This is a genomic window from Streptomyces sp. NPDC028910, assembly GCF_055564955.1.
Window position 1 is genome coordinate 1 of sequence record NZ_JBVHVF010000001.1, and the last position, 17,828, is coordinate 17,828.

The following is a 17,828-nucleotide window of genomic DNA, read 5'->3' on the forward strand; positions in this document are numbered from 1 at the left end:
TCATGATCGGAACCTAACACCCGCCACTGACAACGGAAGAGAGTGCAGGTCACAGCAGATGCGCAGAGAACTCCGCCGCTACGCGGCTCCGCTCCCAGGACCCATTCCTCCCCGCCCTAAAGGGCGGAGCCTCCTGGGAGAAATCCGGTGAACTGCTCGTGCGGGACGCCGCGGGCCCAGGTGTCTTCCAGCAGGTCCATCTCACCGGTCGGTATCACGGTCCACTTCCCTTCAGGGACGCGTTCGGGAGGACGTTCGGGGGGACGTTTCAGGGGGACGTTCAGGGGGACGGGTGCAGGAGGGCGCTCAGTGCTTCCACGACCAGGGTGTCGGGGATGCCCTGGGGGTCGAGGCGGTGTTGCATCGCCAGGCCGAGCAGGACGCCGAGGACGAGGGCGCCGGTCTCCTCCGGCGGGCGGGTGAGCGGGGTGCCGGTGGCCTCGGCCCAGTCGGCGAGGCCCTCGCCCAGCTGGGCGCGGACCTCGGCGTAGCGCTGGGCGAGCAGTCCGCCGAGGAGCGGGCCGCGGGCGCCGTGCAGCCACAGCTCCACCTCCAGGAGCAGCCAGGAGTCGCCGCGGTCGGGGTGCGGGCGGGTGAGGCTGCCCCACATCGCGGCGAAGTGCGTGGCGGGGTCCGCCGGGTCCGCGCTGTCCGCGATCTCGGCGGCGAGTTCCTCGGCGGTCCGCTCCTTCCAGACCTCCAGCAGGGCCAGCAGCAGGCCCTCCTTGCCGCCGAAATGGCTGTAAAGGGCGCCGGTGGTCCGTCCGGCGGCCTCGGCGACCGCCTCCGCCGATACCGCGTGGAAGCCCTTGCGCGCGAAGAGCTCGGCGGCGGCGTCGATGAGCCGGGACCGCGTCTGCGATTTGCGCTGCGCTTGTGCCTGCCGTGTCGAACCCGAGCCCGCCTGCGGCGCCCCGGGGCGCGGCCCCGCCCGCAGCGCGCCCTCCGCCTCCGGCGGGTCCTGCGGCTCGAAGCCCGGCCCCGCCCACCGCGGGCGCTTCGCCTCCGGCGAGCTCGGCGGCTCGTGGCGGACCTCCGCCTGCGGCGAGCGCTTCACCTCCGGCGGGGCAGGGAGCTGCGAGCCCGGCTCCGCCCGCCGCGGGCGGTTCGCCTCCGGCGGGGCCGACGGATCGGGGCAGGCCTCCACCTGCGGCAGGCGCTTCCCCTCCCGCGAGCTCGGCGGCTCGGGACAGGCCTTCGCCTGCGGCAAGCGGTTCGCCTCCGGCGAGCTTGGCGGCTCGGGACAGGCCTTCGGCTGCGGAAGGGGTTCGCCTCCGGCGGGGCAGGGGGCTGCGGGCCCGGCCCCGCCCACCGCGGGCGCTTCGCCTCCGGCGAGCTCGGCGGCTCAGGGCAGACCTCCGCCTGCGGCGAGCGCTCCGCGTGCGGCGGGGACGGCGGCTTCGCGTGGGGTTCCGGCTGCGGCGGTGTAACGGAGGCTGGGCGGGGTTTTGCCCGGGGTGAGGGCGGGCGGTGGGGGGAGGGCATGGGGCTCCCGGTGGTTATATCGGCTTTCCGATATAAGTTGCGCCCCTCCTGACGGGTCGTCAAGTCTCTGGTCGAGGCGGTGTCCGTTTCGTTCAAGACGGCCGTCCCCGGGGGTGCCTAGCCTGCTGTCATGACTCCTCGACTCGACATGATCGGCCTGGTCGTCTCCGACATGGCCGCCTCGCTCGCCTTCTACCGCCGCCTCGGGCTGGACGTCCCGGCCGACGCCGACGGGCAGCCGCACGTGGAGGCAACCCTGCCCGGGGGGCTGCGGATCGGGTGGGACACGGAGGAGACCATCCGCTCCTTCGACCCGTCCTGGACCCGGCCCACCGGCGACGGCGGCGGGGAACGGATGGGGCTGGCCTTCCTGTGCGACTCCCCCGCCGAGGTGGACGCCCTGTACGCCGAGCTGACCGGCGCGGGGTACCCCGGGCACCTGAAGCCCTGGGACGCCTTCTGGGGCCAGCGCTACGCCGTGGTCCGCGACCCGGACGGTTGCGAGGTCTCGCTCTTCGCCCCAGCCGAGTCCCCGGTGTAGGCACTCAGGGTGGTCCCCGCCAGCGCGCGCACCTCGCGGGCGAGATGCGCCTGGTCCGCGTAACCGGCGACGCCGGCGACCTCGGCGTACGCCATGCCCGAGCGGGCCAGGGCGAGGGCGCGGCGCAGCCTGAGGATGCGGCCGAGTGTCCGTGGGCCGTACCCGAAGGCGTCGAGGGAGCGCCGGCGCAGCTGCCGCTCCCCGAGGCCGACCGCGGCGGCGATCCCGGCCACCGCCTGCCCGGCCCGGAGCCGGGCCGCCACCTCGGCGGCGAGCGGATCCGGCGGCCCGGCCTCGGCCGCGCGGGCCCGGGCCAGCGCTTCGAGCCCCGCGCGCGGGTCCCCGTACGCCGCCACCCGCCCGGCGAGGCGGCGTACCTCCCGCCCCGGCCACAGATCGGCGAGCTCGACGCGCTCGTCCCGCAGCGCGTGCGCCGGTACGCCGAGCAGCGCGGGCGCGGTGCCGGGCGCCAGCCGGATCCCGGCGAAGGCGCCGCCCGGGACCTCCCCGGCGGGGTGCGGACCGGTGTCGGGTCCGGCCACGAGCAGCCGCCCGTCGACCCACAGCAGGTCCATGCAGCCGTCGGGCAGCACCACCCCACCGCCGCCCTCGGCCCGCCACAGCACGGCCCCGGGGACGGTCGCCGACGGAGCTTCCTCGTACATCCCTCCAGCGTAGGAGGAGGGAGATGGACCGTTCCTCCGGAGAGGGACCGTTCCTCCGTCCGGCGCCCCGCCCCCCTCAGTGCTTGCGCAGGCGCGACGAGTAGTCCTCCGGCGGCAGGAACTTCGACCACCGCTCCGGGAACTCCGACGGCATCCCCTCGTCCTCGTCGTCCTCCGACTCGCCCTCCGCCATCGCCCGCCAGGCGGCGGCCCGCGCGATCAGCTGCGCGGCCTCCAGCTCGCGGGCCCGCTCGTTCGCCTCGCGCGCCGCCGCCGTGGCCACGGAGGGCCAGACCCGGTCGATGGCGGCGTTGACGGCCGCGCCGACCAGCACCGCGAAGGCCGAGATGCCGATCCACAGCAGTACGGCCACCGGCGCGGCCAGCGACCCGTAGATCGTCGGCCCCTCCACGGTGTTGGTGAGGTAGATCCGCAGCAGGAACGAGCCCAGCACCCACATGGCGAGGGCCACCAGCGCGCCCGGCACGTCCTCGATCCACGGCGAGCGCACCGGTACGGACACGTGGTAGAGCGTCGTCAGGAAGGCGATGGAGAGCAGGGTCACGGTCGGCCAGTACAGGACCGCGATCACTTCGGTGCCCCACGGCACCAGCCGTACGACCGCGTCCGGCCCCACCACCATCAGCGGCAGCACGATCGCGCCGATCAGCAGCGCGATGATGTAGAGCAGGAAGGCCAGTAGCCGCGTCTTGACGATGCCCCGATGGCCGTCGAGCCCGTACATCACGGTGATCGTGTCGATGAAGACGTTCACCGCGCGCGACCCCGACCACAGGGCGAAGGCGAAACCGAGCGAGATCAGGTCCGGCCGGCCGCGCCCGGTGACGTCGTCCAGGAGGGGGCGGGCGATGTCGTTGACGCCCCGGTCGGAGAGGACCGTGCCGACCGCGCGCAGGATGTTCTCCTCGATGCTCTCGACGGTACGGGTGTCCGTCCAGCCGTCCACGTAGCCGAGCAGGCCCAGCAGACCGAGGAAGAGCGGGGGCAGCGAGAGCAGCGTGAAGAAGGCCGCCTCGGCCGCGAGCCCGAGGATCCGGTACTCGATGCACGAGTTGACGGTGTCCTTCAGGAGCAGCCAGCCCATCTTCCGCTTCGAGACGTTGCGGTAGAGGGCGCGGGCCCGGTGGAGCCTTCCATGGCGTCCGAGGATCCGCTCGGGTGTTTCTTTTGCTGGCTGCACGTCCTTACGGTATCGGCATGGCAGCCACCACCCACACAGTCAGCAACCAGGCCCCGCCCCTGGTGGGCTACGACGTCTACGGCGGCGATCGGGCCCTCACCGAGGGCGTCGAGCGTCACCTCGCATCCGCGGAACCGGAACTCCTCGGCGAGGTACGGGAGCAGCTCACCCGCCTCGGGCGGTCGGCGGGCTCCGCACAGGCCCAGGAATGGGGGAGGCAGGCGAACGAGAATCCACCGAAGCTGCGCACGCACGACCGGTACGGGAACCGGATCGACGAGGTGGAGTTCCACCCGGCCTGGCACCGGCTGCTCGGCGAGGCCGTGGCGGCCGGGCTCACCGACGCCTGGGGGCGTCCGGCCGGGCATCTGCGCCGCGCCGCCGGGTTCTTCGTGTGGTCGCAGGCCGAGGCGGGGCACGGCTGTCCGGTCTCGATGACGCACGCCGCCGTGCCGGCGCTGCGGGCCGATCCGTCGCTCGCCGCCGAGTGGGAGCCGCGGCTGACCTCGCACGTGTACGAGGAGGGGCTGCGGCCGCCCGCGCAGAAGGCCGGCGTGCTCTTCGGCATGGGGATGACGGAGAAGCAGGGCGGCAGCGACGTACGGGCGAACACGACGGCCGCGGTGCCGCTGGACGCGTCCGGCGAGTACCTGCTGACGGGGCACAAGTGGTTCTGTTCGGCGCCGATGTGCGACGGCTTCCTGGTGCTGGCGCAGGCGCCGGGCGGGCTGACCTGCTTCCTGGTGCCGCGGGTGCTGCCGGACGGTACGCGCAACGTCTTCGCGATCCAGCGGCTGAAGGACAAGCTGGGCAACAGGTCGAACGCGTCGAGCGAGGTGGAGTTCGACGGGACGTGGGCGCGTCGGGTCGGCGAGGAGGGGCGGGGGGTGCGGACCATCATCGAGATGGTCGCGGCGACCCGGCTGGACTGTGTCATCGGCTCGGCCTCGCTGATGCGGCAGGCGCTGACGCAGGCGGCGCATCACGCGGAGCACCGCTCTGCTTTCGGAGCGCCGCTCATCGACCAGCCGCTGATGCGCAACGTGCTCGCCGACCTCGCCCTGGAGTCGGAGGCGGCCACCACCCTGACCCTGCGTCTGGCGGCCGCCTACGACGCCGGGAGCGAGCAGGAGAAGGCCTTCCTGCGCCTCGCCGTGCCCGCGGCCAAGTACTGGGTGACCAAGCGCTGTACGCCGATGGTCGCCGAGGCCCTGGAGTGTCTGGGGGGCAACGGCTACGTAGAGGACTCCGGGCTGCCGAGACTGCTGCGTGAATCCCCGCTGAACTCCATCTGGGAGGGCTCGGGCAACGTACAGGCGCTGGACGTACTGCGCGCCCTCCAGCGGGAGCCGCAGGCCCTGGGCGCCTTCCTCGAGGAGGTCGGCCTGGCCCGGGGCGCCGACCACCGGCTGGATTCGGCCATCAAGGACCTGCTGACGGAGCTCGCGGACCTGGAGGGCATCGAAGCGCGCGCCCGCCGGGTGGTGGAGCGCATGGCGCTGGTGCTGCAGGGGTCGCTGCTGGTGCGGTGGGCCCCGCCGGAGGTCGCGGACGCCTTCTGCGCCTCGCGGCTGGGGGGTGACTGGGGCGCGGCCTTCGGCACGCTGCCGCACAGCCTCGATCTGCGAGCGGTGGTGGAACGGGCGCGGATCGCGAGGTAGGGAGCGAGCCGGTCTGACCGGCGAGAACCCCCAGGTCCTGTCCGCTGCCCCAACCGCTCCGAGCCGGGGTCCGGGCCGGGGTCCGGGCCGGGGTCCGGGCCGGGGTCCGGGCCGGGGTCCGGGCCGGGGTCCGGGCCGGGGTCCGGGCCGGGGTCCGGGCCCGTTGACGGGTACAGAGGTGGCGCCGCGCCGACTCGGCACCACCTCTGATCCGAAGCCCCGAGGAGGAGCTGTCACGCCGCTCGGCGACGTCCGGACAGTTTCGGTCGGGTGACCGGGACTTGGCGAGAGTTGCATACCGTTGCAACCTTTGAGTCGGCAGTCGCCCGTCGGGGTGCCGGGGGAATCGGCACCCGCTGACCGCCCGGGCGGCTCGCGTCGTACGTCCTGTTCGCACGGGGAGGTTCCGGTGGCCGACACCACAGGCAGCACGGTCGATGCGGCACGCATCTCGGCCATGGACGCGCGGGAGGCCGCTCGCCTGCTCAAGGGGGTACGGGCGGCCGCGCTGGCCGGGGACCGCCCGCCGGCCGCGCCGAGACCGGAGATCGCGGAGTCCTGGCGCCGGATGCTGGCCGGCGGGGTGCACCCGGACCGGGACGCGCGCTCGCGGATGCTGTCGGCCGCCGAGACCGAGGAGCGGCGGCACGTGTCGCCGCTGCGGGAGATCCTGCCGGTGCTGCGGGAGGGGCTGTTGCCCGCCCTGGACGAGGCCCTGCACATCATGGTCGTCGCGGACGCGGACGGCCGGCTGCTGTGGCGGGAGGGCCACTCCTCGATCCTGCGCAAGGCGGACCGGCTCGGCTTCGCGGTGGGGGCCGACTGGGACGAGGCCGTGGTCGGTACGAACGGGGTGGGCACCGCCCTGGTGGCCCGGCGGCCGGTGCAGGTGTTCTCGGCGGAGCACTTCGTCTCCAGCCACCACGACTGGACCTGCGCCGGGGCGCCCGTGCGCGATCCGCGGGACGGGCGGCTGCTGGGCGTGGTCGACGTCAGCGGGCCGCTGGCCACCATGCACCCGGCGACGCTGGCGTGGGTGAGCTCGGTGGCCCGGCTCGCGGAGCGGGAGTTGCGGATCCGGCACCTGGAGTCGCTGGAGCAGCTGCGGACGGTGGCGGCCCCGCTGCTGGCCCGGCTGCCGGGGCGGGCGCTGGCCGTGGACCCGAACGGCTGGACGGCGGCGGTGACGGGCCTGGCCCCCACGGAGCGGATCCCGCTGCCGAAGGGCTTCGGGCCGGGCCGGGTGTGGGTGCCGCGGCTCGGCGACTGCGTGGCGGAGCCGCTGCCCGGCGGCTGGCTGCTGCGGATCGCGCAGGACCGTACGAGCACGGCGGCGACCCGGATCGTCCTGGACCTCAGCCGGGCGGGATCCTGGTCGGCGACGGTGTACGGGTCCTCCGGGAGCTGGTCGCAGGAGCTGAGCCCGCGCCACGCGGAGCTGCTGTTCCTGCTGGCGGAGAGCCCGCGGGGGCGCTCGGCGGCGGAGCTGTCCGCGGAGCTGTTCGGGGATCCGACGCGCACGGTGACGGTCCGCGCGGAGCTGTCCCGCGTACGCCGCCACCTCGCGGGTGTCCTGGCCCACCGGCCCTACCGCTTCGCGCAGGACGTGGAGGTGGAGCTGATCCGCCCCCAGGACCCGGCCGCGCTGCTCCCGCACTCCACCGCTCCCGCGGTGATCCGGGCCCGCCTGGGGCGGACGGGGCCCGGCGTGATTCCCTGAGTGGCATGAGCACCATCACCCTCACCACCTGGTCCCTGGAAATGACCTCGCCGCAGGACCTGGTCCCGGCGGCCGTCCCGGGCCCCGAGATCACGATCTCGCGGGCGGAGGTCCCCTCCCCGGAGTTCAGCCGCTTCCTCTACGCCTCCGTCGGCGGCGACATCCACTGGACGGACCGGCTGTCCCTGACCCGCGCGCAGTGGGTGGAGCAGCTGGGCCGGCCCGGGGTGGAGACGTGGGTGGCGTACGACCGCGGCACGCCGGCCGGGTACGTCGAGTTCGACCCCCAGGACGACGGTGTGGTGGAGATCATGTACTTCGGCCTCCTCCCGGACTTCCGCGGCCGACGCATCGGCGGGCACCTGCTGTCGGTGGCCGTCGCCCGCGCGTGGGACCTCGCGGAGCGCTGGCCGGAGCTGGAACCGACCCGCCGCGTCTGGCTCCACACCTGCAGCCAGGACGGCCCCACGGCGATGGACAACTACCTGCGGCGGGGCTTCAAGCTCTTCAAGACGGAGACGGAAACGAAGGACGACACCCCGACCCCGGGTCCCTGGCCGGGCGCGTAGCCTCTCCGGGGCCGGTCCGCATCGAAGCCGCGCCCCGACCATCCGGCCGCGCCGGCGTTCGAGGCGCGGGGGTCCGGGGGCAGCGCCCCCGGCAGCGGCGCCGCACGAGGTGTGCAGGCGGGCCGAAAACCGAGTTCCGGGCGTGACCCGGATCACTCATCCCACCATTCGGGACGAGTTCGTCCGAATCCTGGACACTAGTGGACTCCTCCAATCGGCACATGACACGCTTCCGCCATGAATGGAGCTGGAATTGCCTTGGTGAGTCGGCGGCACGTCGACCTCGGCCGCATGTCCAGCGCCATCTGTCCGGCGCGCTGACGGAACCAGCCACGCCGCACGTCGTCGCCGTCCCCGCCGCCGCGGACGCGCCGATCACCCGATAGCCCCCTGAGGCCGATACACCGCCCTGCCCGCCGGCAACCCCGGCGAGCGAGCGGGAATCAGCCACACCCGCTCAGCGTCGTCCAGGGGTCCACGCCGCCGCTCCCCCTGCTCCCGCCCTGCCCTGAGCCGCCGAAGAAGGACGTACCGCCATGGCCGCCGCCACCCCCGAAACGCCCGCAGCCGCACCCGCAGCCGCCGCGCGCCGCAAGACCGGCCGTCACCGCGGTGAGGGCCAGTGGGCCGTCGGACACCACACGCCCCTCAACGGCAACGAGCAGTTCAAGAAGGACGACGACGGTCTCAACGTGCGGACACGCATTGAGACGATCTACTCCAAGCGCGGCTTCGACTCGATCGACCCCAACGACCTGCGCGGCCGCATGCGCTGGTGGGGCCTCTACACCCAGCGCAAGCCCGGGATCGACGGCGGCAAGACCGCGATCCTGGAGCCGGAGGAGCTGGACGACGAGTACTTCATGCTGCGCGTGCGCATCGACGGCGGCCGGCTGACCACCGAGCAGCTGCGCGTCATCGGCGAGATCTCCGAGGAGTTCGCGTGCGGCACCGCGGACCTCACCGACCGCCAGAACGTGCAGTACCACTGGATCCGGATCGAGGACGTCCCGGAGATCTGGCGCCGCCTGGAGGCCGTCGGCCTCTCCACCACCGAGGCCTGCGGTGACACGCCCCGCGTCATCCTCGGTTCGCCCGTCGCCGGCATCGCCCAGGACGAGATCATCGACGGCACCCCCGCCATCGACGAGATCTACCGCCGCATCGTGGGCAACAAGGACTTCTCCAACCTGCCCCGCAAGTTCAAGTCGGCGATCTCCGGCTCGCCGCTGCTCGACGTGGCGCACGAGATCAACGACATCGCCTTCGTGGGCGTCAACCACCCCGAGCACGGTCCGGGCTTCGACGTCTGGGTCGGCGGCGGTCTGTCCACCAACCCCAAGCTCGGTGTGCGCCTGGGCACCTGGGTCTCGCTCGACGAGGTCCCGGACGTGTACGAGGGCGTCATCTCGATCTTCCGCGACTACGGCTACCGGCGGCTGCGCACCCGCGCCCGCCTGAAGTTCCTCGTCGCGGACTGGGGTCCGGCCAAGTTCCGCCAGGTCCTGGAGGACGAGTACCTGAAGCGGAAGCTGACCGACGGCCCCGCGCCCGAGCAGCCCACCGGCCAGTGGCGCGACCACGTCGGCGTCCACCAGCAGCAGGACGGCCGCTTCTACGTCGGCTTCGCGCCCCGCGTCGGCCGCGTCGACGGCGCCACCCTGACCAAGATCGCGGACGTCGCCGAGCAGCACGGCTCCGGCCGTCTGCGCACGACCGCCGAGCAGAAGATGATCGTGCTCGACATCGAGGCCGACCGGGTCGACTCGGTGGTCGCGGCGCTGGAGGCGCTGGACCTGCGGGTCAAGCCGTCCCCGTTCCGCCGCGGCACGATGGCCTGCACCGGCATCGAGTTCTGCAAGCTGGCCATCGTCGAGACCAAGGCGCGCGGCGCCTCGCTGATCGACGAGCTGGAGCGCCGCCTGCCGGACTTCGCCGAGCCGCTCACCATCAACATCAACGGCTGCCCGAACGCCTGCGCCCGTATCCAGGTGGCGGACATCGGTCTCAAGGGCCAGCTGGTCCTGGACGACGACGGCAACCAGGTGGAGGGCTACCAGGTCCACCTGGGCGGCGCCCTCGGCCTGGAGGCCGGATTCGGCCGCAAGGTCCGCGGCCTCAAGGTCACCTCGGCCGGTCTGCCCGACTACGTCGAGCGGGTCGTCAAGCAGTACGAGGAGCAGCGCGAGGACGGCGAGCGCTTCGCGGCGTGGGTCGCCCGCGCGGACGAGAAGAGCCTCTCGTGAGCGAGCGCGCCGCACCGTTCTACTGCCCGTACTGCGGCGACGAGGACCTGTTTCCCCACGAGACGGGCCACGGCGCCTGGGAATGCAGGGCCTGCAACCGAGCCTTCCAGCTGAAGTACCTCGGGCTGCTGGCCCGGGGAGTCCGGTCCGATTCAGCTGGAGGGGACGAGACATGACCACCACTCAAGACGCGAGTCTCAAGGCTGCGACTCTCAAGGCTGCGACTCTCAAAAACGTGGCCGAGCAGGCGGGCCGGGACCTGGAGGACGCCTCCGCGCTGGACATCCTGCGCTGGGCGGCCGACACCTTCGGCAAGAAGTTCGCCGTGACCTCCTCCATGGAGGACGCGGTCGTCGCGCACCTGGCCTCGCGGGTCTTCCCCGGCGTGGACGTGGTCTTCCTCGACACGGGCTACCACTTCGAGGAGACCATCGGCACCCGTGACGCGGTCGACGCGGTGATGGACGTCAACGTCATCACGCTGACCCCGCGCCAGACGGTGGCCGAGCAGGACGCGGAGTACGGCCCGAAGCTGCACGACCGGGACCCCGACCTGTGCTGCGCGCTGCGCAAGGTCAAGCCGCTGGAGGAGGGCCTGACCGCGTACGACGCGTGGGCGACGGGCCTGCGCCGCGACGAGTCCCCGACCCGGGCGAACACCCCGGTGGTCGGCTGGGACGAGAAGCGGCAGAAGGTCAAGATCTCCCCGATCGCCCGGTGGACCCAGGACGACGTGGACGCGTACGTCGCCGAGCACGGCGTACTCACCAACCCGCTGCTGATGGACGGTTACGCCTCCGTCGGCTGCGCCCCCTGCACCCGCCGCGTGGCGCAGGGCGAGGACGCGCGGGCCGGCCGCTGGGCCGGGCGGGGCAAGACCGAGTGCGGACTGCACGGCTGATGACTGAACGTACGGAACTGACGGAGAAGCGAATGAGCGTGAGCGACCAGGGCGCCACCGTGTGGCTGACCGGGCTGCCGAGCGCGGGCAAGACCACCATCGCCTACGCGCTGGCCGAGCGGCTGCGCGCCGAGGGCCACCGCGTGGAGGTGCTCGACGGGGACGAGATCCGCGAGTTCCTCTCCGCCGGCCTGGGCTTCGGCCGCGAGGACCGGCACACCAACGTGCAGCGGATCGGCTTCGTCGCCGAGCTCCTCGCGAGCAACGGCGTCAAGGCGCTGGTGCCGGTGATCGCGCCGTTCGCGGACAGCCGTGAGGCCGTCCGCGAGCGGCACGCGGCCGCCGAGACGAACTACCTCGAAGTGCACGTGGCCACTCCGGTCGAGGTGTGCTCCGAGCGTGACGTGAAGGGTCTGTACGCCAAGCAGGCGGCGGGCGAGATCTCCGGTCTGACCGGGGTCGACGACCCGTACGAGGCGCCGGAGTCCCCGGACCTCCGTATCGAGTCGCACACGCAGACCGTGCAGGAGTCGGCTTCGGCCCTGCACGCGCTGCTCACCGAGAGGGGTCTGGCATGACCACGGTCGCTCACCTGCACGAAGCCGCGGACAATTCCTCGGGCGACGCGCCGTACGCGCTGTCGCACCTCGACGCCCTCGAGTCCGAGGCCGTGCACATCTTCCGCGAGGTGGCGGGCGAGTTCGAGAAGCCGGTGATCCTGTTCTCCGGCGGCAAGGACTCCATCGTCATGCTGCACCTGGCGCTGAAGGCGTTCGCGCCGGCGCCGGTGCCCTTCACCCTCCTGCACGTCGACACGGGGCACAACTTCCCCGAGGTGCTGGAGTACCGCGACCGCACGGTCGAGAAGCACGGCCTGCGCCTGCACGTCGCGTCCGTCCAGGACTACATCGACGCGGGCAAGCTGCGCGAGCGCCCGGACGGCACCCGCAACCCGCTGCAGACCGTCCCGCTGACCGAGGCGATCCAGCAGCTCAAGTTCGACGCGGTCTTCGGCGGCGGCCGCCGCGACGAGGAGAAGGCCCGCGCCAAGGAGCGGGTGTTCTCCCTGCGCGACGAGTTCTCCCAGTGGGACCCGCGCCGCCAGCGCCCCGAGCTGTGGCAGCTCTACAACGGCCGCCACGCGCCCGGCGAGCACGTGCGCGTCTTCCCGCTCTCCAACTGGACCGAGCTGGACGTCTGGCAGTACATCGCCCGCGAGGGCATCGAGCTGCCGGAGATCTACTTCGCCCACGAGCGCGAGGTCTTCCAGCGGGGCGGCATGTGGCTGACGGCCGGCGAGTGGGGCGGCCCCAAGGAGGGCGAGACGCCCGAGACGCGTCTCATCCGCTACCGCACCGTCGGTGACATGTCCTGCACCGGCGCCGTCGACTCCGACGCCGCCACGCTGGACGCCGTGATCGCCGAGATCGCCGTCTCCCGGCTCACCGAGCGGGGCGCGACCCGCGCCGACGACAAGATGTCCGAGGCCGCGATGGAAGACCGCAAGCGCGAAGGGTACTTCTAGACATGACCAGCACCACCGATCAGGTCGCCAACCTGGCTGACCTCGCAGCGACCACCCTGCTGCGCTTCGCGACCGCCGGTTCCGTCGACGACGGCAAGTCCACCCTGGTGGGCCGGCTGCTGCACGACTCCAAGTCGGTCCTGACCGACCAGATGGAGGCCGTCGAGGCCGTCTCCGCCCAGCGCGGCCAGGAGGCCCCCGACCTCGCGCTGCTCACCGACGGCCTGCGGGCCGAGCGGGAGCAGGGCATCACCATCGACGTCGCGTACCGCTACTTCGCCACCGCGCGCCGCCGGTTCATCCTCGCGGACACCCCCGGGCACGTGCAGTACACCCGGAACATGGTCACCGGCGCCTCGACCGCCGACCTGGCCGTGGTCCTGGTCGACGCCCGCAACGGCGTGATCGAGCAGACCCGCCGGCACGCGGCCGTCGCCGCGCTGCTGCGCGTCCCGCACGTGGTGCTGGCCGTCAACAAGATGGACCTGGTGGGCTACGAGGAGTCGGTCTTCGCGGCGATCGCCGAGGAGTTCACCGCGTACGCCTCGGACCTCGGCGTCCCGGAGATCACCGCGATCCCGATCTCGGCCCTGGCCGGCGACAACGTGGTCGAGCCCTCCGCCAACATGGACTGGTACGGCGGCCCGACGGTGCTGGAGCACCTGGAGACCGTGCCGGTCAGCCACGACCTCACCGCCTGCCCGGCGCGTTTCCCGGTGCAGTACGTGATCCGTCCGCAGACCGCCGAGCACCCGGACTACCGGGGCTACGCGGGCCAGATCGCCTCCGGCGTGCTGCGGGTCGGCGAGGCCGTGACCGTCCTGCCCTCCGGGCGTACCTCGGTCATCGAGGGCATCGACGCGCTCGGCGAGAGCGTCGACATCGCCTGGGCCCCGCAGTCCGTGACCATACGGCTCAGGGACGACATCGACATCTCGCGCGGCGACCTGATCGCGCCGTCCGCGAGTGCCCCGGCCACCACGCAGGACGTCGAGGCGACGGTCTGCCACGTGGCCGACCAGCCCCTCGCCGTCGGCGCCCGGGTGCTGATCAAGCACACGACGCGCACGGTCAAGGCGATCGTCAAGGAGATCCCCTCGCGGCTGACCCTGGACGACCTCTCCCAGCACCCGAACCCCGGGCAGCTGGTGGCCAACGACATCGGCCGCGTGGTCGTCCGTACCGCCGAGCCGCTCGCGCTCGACGCGTACGCCGACTCGCGCCGCACCGGGTCCTTCCTGCTGATCGACCCGGCCGACGGCACCACGCTGGCGGCGGGCATGGCGGGCGAGTCCTTCGCCTCCACGGCCGAGACGACCGTGCAGGCCGACGAAGAAGGGTGGGACTTCTAGGCCATGCCTTCCGACATGTACTCCGGCTTCGCGAAGGAGGGCGGCCGCGTGGGCAGCGGCGCCCTCGGCAGCGGCCAGGGAGGGGTGGCGCGATGTGCGCGATGACGTACGCGCACCGCTTGCGCCCCCGCGACCTGTACCTGCCCCTGCTCCACAGACGTAGACCTGCGCCGTGATCCCACGGCGCGTCGAGAGGAAGTCCTCCCGTGCCTGCCACTGGTATCACCACCCGTAGGACCCTGAGCCGCGTCGTCGCCGCCGCCGCGCTGCCGCTGCTGATCGGCGCGCTCGCCTCCTGCGGCTACGGCTCCCAGGCCGAGAAGCCCGCCGACGGGGACGCCAAGGCCAACGTCGCGGCCAACGGCGGCAAGAAGCTGTCGGCCTCCGAGGTCCGCATCGGCTACTTCCCGAACCTGACGCACGCCACGGCACTGGTCGGCCTCCAGGAAGGCCTGATCGCGAAGGAACTGGGCGGCACCAGGATCAAGCCGCAGGCCTTCAACGCCGGCCCGTCCGAGATCGAAGCCCTCAACGGCGGCTCTCTCGACATCGGCTTCATCGGACCCTCGCCGTCGATCAACGCCTACGTGAAGTCCAAGGGATCCAACCTGCGGATCATCTCCGGTTCCGCCTCCGGTGGCGTCAAGCTCGTGGTGAACCCGGACAAGATCAAGACCCTGGACGACCTCAAGGGCAAGAAGATCGCCACCCCGCAGAAGGGGAACACCCAGGACGTCGCGTTCCTCAACTGGATCTCCGAGAAGGGCTGGACGGTCGACCCGGAGTCCGGCAAGGGTGACGTCTCCGTCGTCCGTACGGACAACAAGGTCACCCCGGACGCCTTCAAGCAGGGCTCGATCGACGGCGCCTGGGTGCCGGAGCCCACGGCCTCCAAGCTCGTCTCCGACGGCGGCTCCGTCCTCCTCGACGAGACCACCCTGTGGCCCGACAAGAAGTTCGTGATCACGAACGTCATCGTGTCGCAGAAGTTCCTCAACGAACACCCGGACGTGGTCGAGGCCGTGCTGAAGGGCACGGTGAAGACCAACGAGTGGATCAACGCCAACCCGGACCAGGCCAAGGCGTCCGCGAACGCGAAGCTGGCGGCGGAGGGCGGCAAGCCGCTCGACGCCAAGATCATCGACCCGGCGTGGCCGAGCATCGCGATCACCGACGACCCGCTGGCCGCGACGCTGAAGACGCAGTCCGAGTGGGCGGTCAAGGCCGAGCTCATCGAGCAGCACGACCTGGCCGGCATCTACGACCTGACGCTCCTGAACAAGGTGCTGAAGGCCGCCGGCAAGCCCGAGGTCTCCGACGCCGGTCTCGGCGCCAAGTAACCCGTAATCCAGCAAACCCAGGAGGTGACGACCATGGCCACCACGCTTGCCAAGGCTGCCGAGGGCACCGTAGCGGAGCAGACGCACGCCGCGCGCATCCAGCACGTCTCGAAGTCCTTCTCCGGCCCGGCCGGATCGCAGCTCGTCCTGGACGACATCAGCCTCGATGTCGCTCCCGGAGAGTTCGTCACCCTCCTGGGGGCCTCGGGGTGCGGCAAGTCCACGCTGCTGAACCTGGTCGCGGGTCTGGACAAGCCGTCCGTGGGGTCCATCGAGACCCCCGGCGGCCGTCCGGCGCTCATGTTCCAGGAGCACGCCCTCTTCCCGTGGCTGACCGCGGGCAAGAACATCGAACTCGCCCTGCGCCTGCGCGGGGTGGCCAAGGCCGACCGCAGGCCGGAGGCCGAGCGGCTGCTGGAGCTGGTCCGGCTCGGCGGCTCGTACGGCAAGCGCGTGCACGAGCTGTCGGGCGGCATGCGCCAGCGCGTGGCGCTGGCCCGGGCACTGGCCCAGGACAGCCGACTGCTGCTGATGGACGAGCCGTTCGCGGCGCTCGACGCCATCACGCGGGACGTGCTGCACGGGGAGCTCACCCGCATCTGGGAGGCCGCGAACACGAGCGGCTCCGCCGCGGGCAACCTCTCCGTCATCTTCGTCACGCACAACGTGCGCGAGGCCGTCCGCCTCGCCCAGCGCGTGGTCCTGCTCTCCTCCCGGCCCGGCCGGATCGCGAAGGAGTGGACCGTGGGCATCCCGCAGCCGCGCCGCATCGAGGACGCGGACGTCGCGGAGCTGTCCCTTGAGATCACTGAACACCTGCGTGGGGAGATCCGCCGCCATGGCCAGCACTGACACCACCCAGAAGGTCGCGGACGGCAAGGCCGGCCGCGACGACCTGGCCGGCCTGGAGGCGGGCCTCGACGCCCTCGACACGGTGCAGACCCACCGCGCTTCGGTCCGCGAGGTCCTCGTCAAGAAGGTCCTGCCGCCGTTCCTGGCCGTCAGCCTCGTGCTGCTGGTGTGGCAGGTCCTCGTCGCGGCGAAGGTCACCGAGGAGACCAAGCTGCCCGCGCTGTCCGCCGTATGGGACAGCCTGGCCGACATGTGGCTGAAGGGCACGCTGTTCGAGGTCATCTGGACCAGCGTCTCCCGCGGCCTGCTCGGCTTCCTGCTGGCCCTGGCCATCGGTACGCCGCTCGGCCTGCTCGTCGCCCGGGTGAAGTTCCTCCGCGCCGCGATCGGCCCGATCCTTCAGGGACTGCAGTCGCTGCCGTCGGTGGCCTGGGTGCCGCCGGCCGTCCTGTGGTTCGGCCTCAACGACGCGATGATGTTCACGGTGATCCTGCTGGGCGCCGTGCCGTCCATCGCCAACGGCCTCGTCTCGGGCATCGACCAGATCCCGCCGCTCTACCTTCGGGCCGGCCGCACCCTGGGCGCCACCGGTCTGCGGGGGGCCCGGCACATCGTCATGCCGGCCGCGCTGCCGGGCTACCTGGCCGGTCTGAAGCAGGGCTGGGCCTTCTCCTGGCGTTCGCTGATGGCCGCCGAGATCATCGCCTCCTCGCCCGAGCTGGGGCTGGGCCTCGGCCAGTTGCTGGAGAACGGCCGCAACAACATCGACCTGCCGGGCGTGTTCCTCGCGATCATCCTGATCCTGGTGGTCGGCATCGCCATCGACCTGCTGATCTTCAGCCCGGTCGAGCGGTGGGTGCTGCGCAGCCGCGGCCTGCTGGTCAGGAGCTGAGTTCGATGTCTCCCGCCCCCGCACTCCTGGTCATAGCCCACGGCAGCCGCGACCCGCGGCACGCCGCGACCGTGCACGCCCTCACCCGGCGTACGCGGGCGCTGCGGCCGGGGATGCGGGTGGAGACGGCCTTCCTGGACTTCAACACCCCGTCGGTGGGACAGGTCCTGTCCTCGCTCTACCTGTCGGGCGTACGGGAGGTCGTCGCCCTCCCGCTCCTCCTCACGCGGGCGTTCCACGCGAAGTCCGACATCCCGGCGGCGCTGGCCGAGGCGACGACCCGGCTGCCGGGGCTGTCGGTGCGGGTGGCCGACGTCCTCGGCCCGTCCCCGCTCCTCCTCTCCGCCCTCGAACGCCGGCTCGCCGAAGCCGGCCTCACCCCGGCGGACCGCGCCACCACCGCGGTGGTGCTCGCGTCCGCCGGCTCCACAGACCCGGAGGCGATCGCAGTGATCGCTGAAATCGCGCGGGAGTGGCGGCACACCGGTTGGTGCGCCGTGCGGCCTGCGTTCGCCTCCGCTGCCCTTCCCCGTACGGAGGACGCCGTACGGGCCCTGCGCGCCGAGGGCTTCGCCCGGGTGGCGGTGGCCCCGTACGTCATCGCCCCGGGCCGGCTCCCGGACCGCATCACGGCGGGCGCCGAAGCCGCCGGTGCGGACGTGATCGCGCCCGTCCTGGGCGCGGCCCCGGAACTGTCCCGCCTGTTGCTGCGCCGCTACGACGCCGCCGGGTTGACTCCCGCCCGGGTCGCCGCCCTGACGGCCTGACCGCCACGCCCGGGTGCGGCGCCGCTGCCGGGGGGGGCGCCCCCCCCCCCCCCCCCCCCCCCCCCCACGAAGGTGTTTTCTTCTCTCCCCGCTTTTTTGGGGTGGGGTTTC

At 72.3% G+C, this 17,828-nt stretch carries 18 protein-coding genes; 15 read left to right on the top strand and 3 right to left on the bottom strand.

Annotated elements, in window-relative coordinates:
• Positions 1-280: 280 nt before the first annotated feature.
• Entirely contained in the window at positions 281-1,210 is a 930-nt protein-coding gene (locus tag ACZ4TV_RS00005; RefSeq protein WP_468128975.1) for a TetR/AcrR family transcriptional regulator, read from the bottom strand.
• Between the two features lie 405 nt (positions 1,211-1,615).
• Here ACZ4TV_RS00005 and ACZ4TV_RS00010 point away from each other — a divergent pair, with 405 nt between their 5' ends.
• Entirely contained in the window at positions 1,616-2,026 is a 411-nt protein-coding gene (locus tag ACZ4TV_RS00010) for a VOC family protein (protein ID WP_468128977.1), read from the top strand.
• Here ACZ4TV_RS00010 and ACZ4TV_RS00015 read toward each other — a convergent pair.
• Entirely contained in the window at positions 1,957-2,691 is a 735-nt protein-coding gene (locus ACZ4TV_RS00015) for a helix-turn-helix domain-containing protein (protein ID WP_468128979.1), read from the bottom strand. The genes ACZ4TV_RS00010 and ACZ4TV_RS00015 overlap by 70 nt on opposite strands.
• A gap of 76 nt (positions 2,692-2,767) precedes the next feature.
• Positions 2,768-3,892: a YihY/virulence factor BrkB family protein gene (locus ACZ4TV_RS00020; RefSeq protein WP_468128981.1), complete on the bottom strand. Its 1,125-nt coding sequence runs from the start codon at positions 3,890-3,892 to the stop codon at positions 2,768-2,770.
• A 17-nt stretch (positions 3,893-3,909) separates the two neighbouring features.
• Between ACZ4TV_RS00020 and ACZ4TV_RS00025 the strand changes: the two genes are divergently transcribed.
• From ACZ4TV_RS00025 to ACZ4TV_RS00090, 14 genes are all read left to right on the top strand, one after another.
• Positions 3,910-5,553 (top strand): acyl-CoA dehydrogenase family protein, encoded by a 1,644-nt coding sequence (locus ACZ4TV_RS00025; protein ID WP_468128983.1) that lies wholly within the window; start codon positions 3,910-3,912, stop codon positions 5,551-5,553.
• 457 nt (positions 5,554-6,010) lie between these two features.
• A complete protein-coding gene (locus ACZ4TV_RS00030; RefSeq protein WP_468129863.1) occupies positions 6,011-7,273 on the top strand; it encodes a GAF domain-containing protein in 1,263 nt (420 codons plus the stop codon).
• Between the two features lie 5 nt (positions 7,274-7,278).
• Complete coding sequence (locus ACZ4TV_RS00035; protein ID WP_468128985.1) at positions 7,279-7,842, top strand: GNAT family N-acetyltransferase; 564 nt, start codon at positions 7,279-7,281, stop codon at positions 7,840-7,842.
• 237 nt (positions 7,843-8,079) lie between these two features.
• Positions 8,080-8,163, top strand: coding sequence for a putative leader peptide (locus ACZ4TV_RS00040; protein WP_312847410.1), 84 nt, complete (start codon positions 8,080-8,082; stop codon positions 8,161-8,163).
• 215 nt (positions 8,164-8,378) lie between these two features.
• The gene (locus ACZ4TV_RS00045; RefSeq protein ID WP_468128987.1) at positions 8,379-10,088 is read left to right on the top strand and encodes a nitrite/sulfite reductase; all 1,710 of its coding nucleotides are present in this window, start codon (positions 8,379-8,381) and stop codon (positions 10,086-10,088) included.
• Complete coding sequence (locus tag ACZ4TV_RS00050; protein WP_468128989.1) at positions 10,085-10,264, top strand: hypothetical protein; 180 nt, start codon at positions 10,085-10,087, stop codon at positions 10,262-10,264. Before ACZ4TV_RS00045 ends, ACZ4TV_RS00050 begins: the two co-directional genes overlap by 4 nt.
• A complete protein-coding gene (locus tag ACZ4TV_RS00055; protein ID WP_468128991.1) occupies positions 10,261-10,989 on the top strand; it encodes a phosphoadenylyl-sulfate reductase in 729 nt (242 codons plus the stop codon). The genes ACZ4TV_RS00050 and ACZ4TV_RS00055 overlap by 4 nt, the downstream gene beginning before the upstream one ends.
• Positions 10,989-11,567, top strand: coding sequence for an adenylyl-sulfate kinase (gene cysC, locus ACZ4TV_RS00060; RefSeq protein ID WP_468128993.1), 579 nt, complete (start codon positions 10,989-10,991; stop codon positions 11,565-11,567). Before ACZ4TV_RS00055 ends, cysC begins: the two co-directional genes overlap by 1 nt.
• Positions 11,564-12,514 carry a sulfate adenylyltransferase subunit CysD gene (cysD, locus tag ACZ4TV_RS00065; RefSeq protein WP_468128995.1) on the top strand — a complete coding sequence of 317 codons (951 nt, stop codon included), beginning with the start codon at positions 11,564-11,566 and terminating at the stop codon, positions 12,512-12,514. The genes cysC and cysD overlap by 4 nt, the downstream gene beginning before the upstream one ends.
• Positions 12,515-12,516: 2 nt before the next feature.
• Positions 12,517-13,866, top strand: coding sequence for a sulfate adenylyltransferase subunit 1 (locus ACZ4TV_RS00070; RefSeq protein ID WP_468128997.1), 1,350 nt, complete (start codon positions 12,517-12,519; stop codon positions 13,864-13,866).
• 206 nt (positions 13,867-14,072) lie between these two features.
• Complete coding sequence (locus ACZ4TV_RS00075) at positions 14,073-15,206, top strand: ABC transporter substrate-binding protein (RefSeq protein ID WP_468128999.1); 1,134 nt, start codon at positions 14,073-14,075, stop codon at positions 15,204-15,206.
• Positions 15,207-15,239: 33 nt separating this feature from the next.
• Positions 15,240-16,058, top strand: a complete 819-nt coding sequence (locus ACZ4TV_RS00080) for an ABC transporter ATP-binding protein (RefSeq protein WP_468129001.1) — start codon at positions 15,240-15,242, stop codon at positions 16,056-16,058.
• Entirely contained in the window at positions 16,045-16,950 is a 906-nt protein-coding gene (locus ACZ4TV_RS00085; protein ID WP_468129003.1) for an ABC transporter permease, read from the top strand. The genes ACZ4TV_RS00080 and ACZ4TV_RS00085 overlap by 14 nt, the downstream gene beginning before the upstream one ends.
• Positions 16,951-16,955: 5 nt before the next feature.
• Positions 16,956-17,717: a sirohydrochlorin chelatase gene (locus ACZ4TV_RS00090; RefSeq protein WP_468129005.1), complete on the top strand. Its 762-nt coding sequence runs from the start codon at positions 16,956-16,958 to the stop codon at positions 17,715-17,717.
• Positions 17,718-17,828 lie beyond the last annotated feature (111 nt).

Coding starts and splice junctions, on each gene's coding strand:
- ACZ4TV_RS00070 (WP_468128997.1), top strand. CDS start 12,517: ATGACCAGCACCACCGATCAGGTCGCCAACCTGGCTGACCTCGCAGCG.
- ACZ4TV_RS00090 (WP_468129005.1), top strand. CDS start 16,956: ATGTCTCCCGCCCCCGCACTCCTGGTCATAGCCCACGGCAGCCGCGAC.
- ACZ4TV_RS00085 (WP_468129003.1), top strand. CDS start 16,045: ATGGCCAGCACTGACACCACCCAGAAGGTCGCGGACGGCAAGGCCGGC.
- ACZ4TV_RS00010 (WP_468128977.1), top strand. CDS start 1,616: ATGACTCCTCGACTCGACATGATCGGCCTGGTCGTCTCCGACATGGCC.
- cysD (WP_468128995.1), top strand. CDS start 11,564: ATGACCACGGTCGCTCACCTGCACGAAGCCGCGGACAATTCCTCGGGC.
- ACZ4TV_RS00045 (WP_468128987.1), top strand. CDS start 8,379: ATGGCCGCCGCCACCCCCGAAACGCCCGCAGCCGCACCCGCAGCCGCC.
- ACZ4TV_RS00040 (WP_312847410.1), top strand. CDS start 8,080: ATGAATGGAGCTGGAATTGCCTTGGTGAGTCGGCGGCACGTCGACCTC.
- ACZ4TV_RS00035 (WP_468128985.1), top strand. CDS start 7,279: ATGAGCACCATCACCCTCACCACCTGGTCCCTGGAAATGACCTCGCCG.
- ACZ4TV_RS00015 (WP_468128979.1), bottom strand. CDS start 2,691: ATGTACGAGGAAGCTCCGTCGGCGACCGTCCCCGGGGCCGTGCTGTGG.
- ACZ4TV_RS00055 (WP_468128991.1), top strand. CDS start 10,261: ATGACCACCACTCAAGACGCGAGTCTCAAGGCTGCGACTCTCAAGGCT.
- cysC (WP_468128993.1), top strand. CDS start 10,989: ATGACTGAACGTACGGAACTGACGGAGAAGCGAATGAGCGTGAGCGAC.
- ACZ4TV_RS00030 (WP_468129863.1), top strand. CDS start 6,011: ATGGACGCGCGGGAGGCCGCTCGCCTGCTCAAGGGGGTACGGGCGGCC.
- ACZ4TV_RS00025 (WP_468128983.1), top strand. CDS start 3,910: ATGGCAGCCACCACCCACACAGTCAGCAACCAGGCCCCGCCCCTGGTG.
- ACZ4TV_RS00080 (WP_468129001.1), top strand. CDS start 15,240: ATGGCCACCACGCTTGCCAAGGCTGCCGAGGGCACCGTAGCGGAGCAG.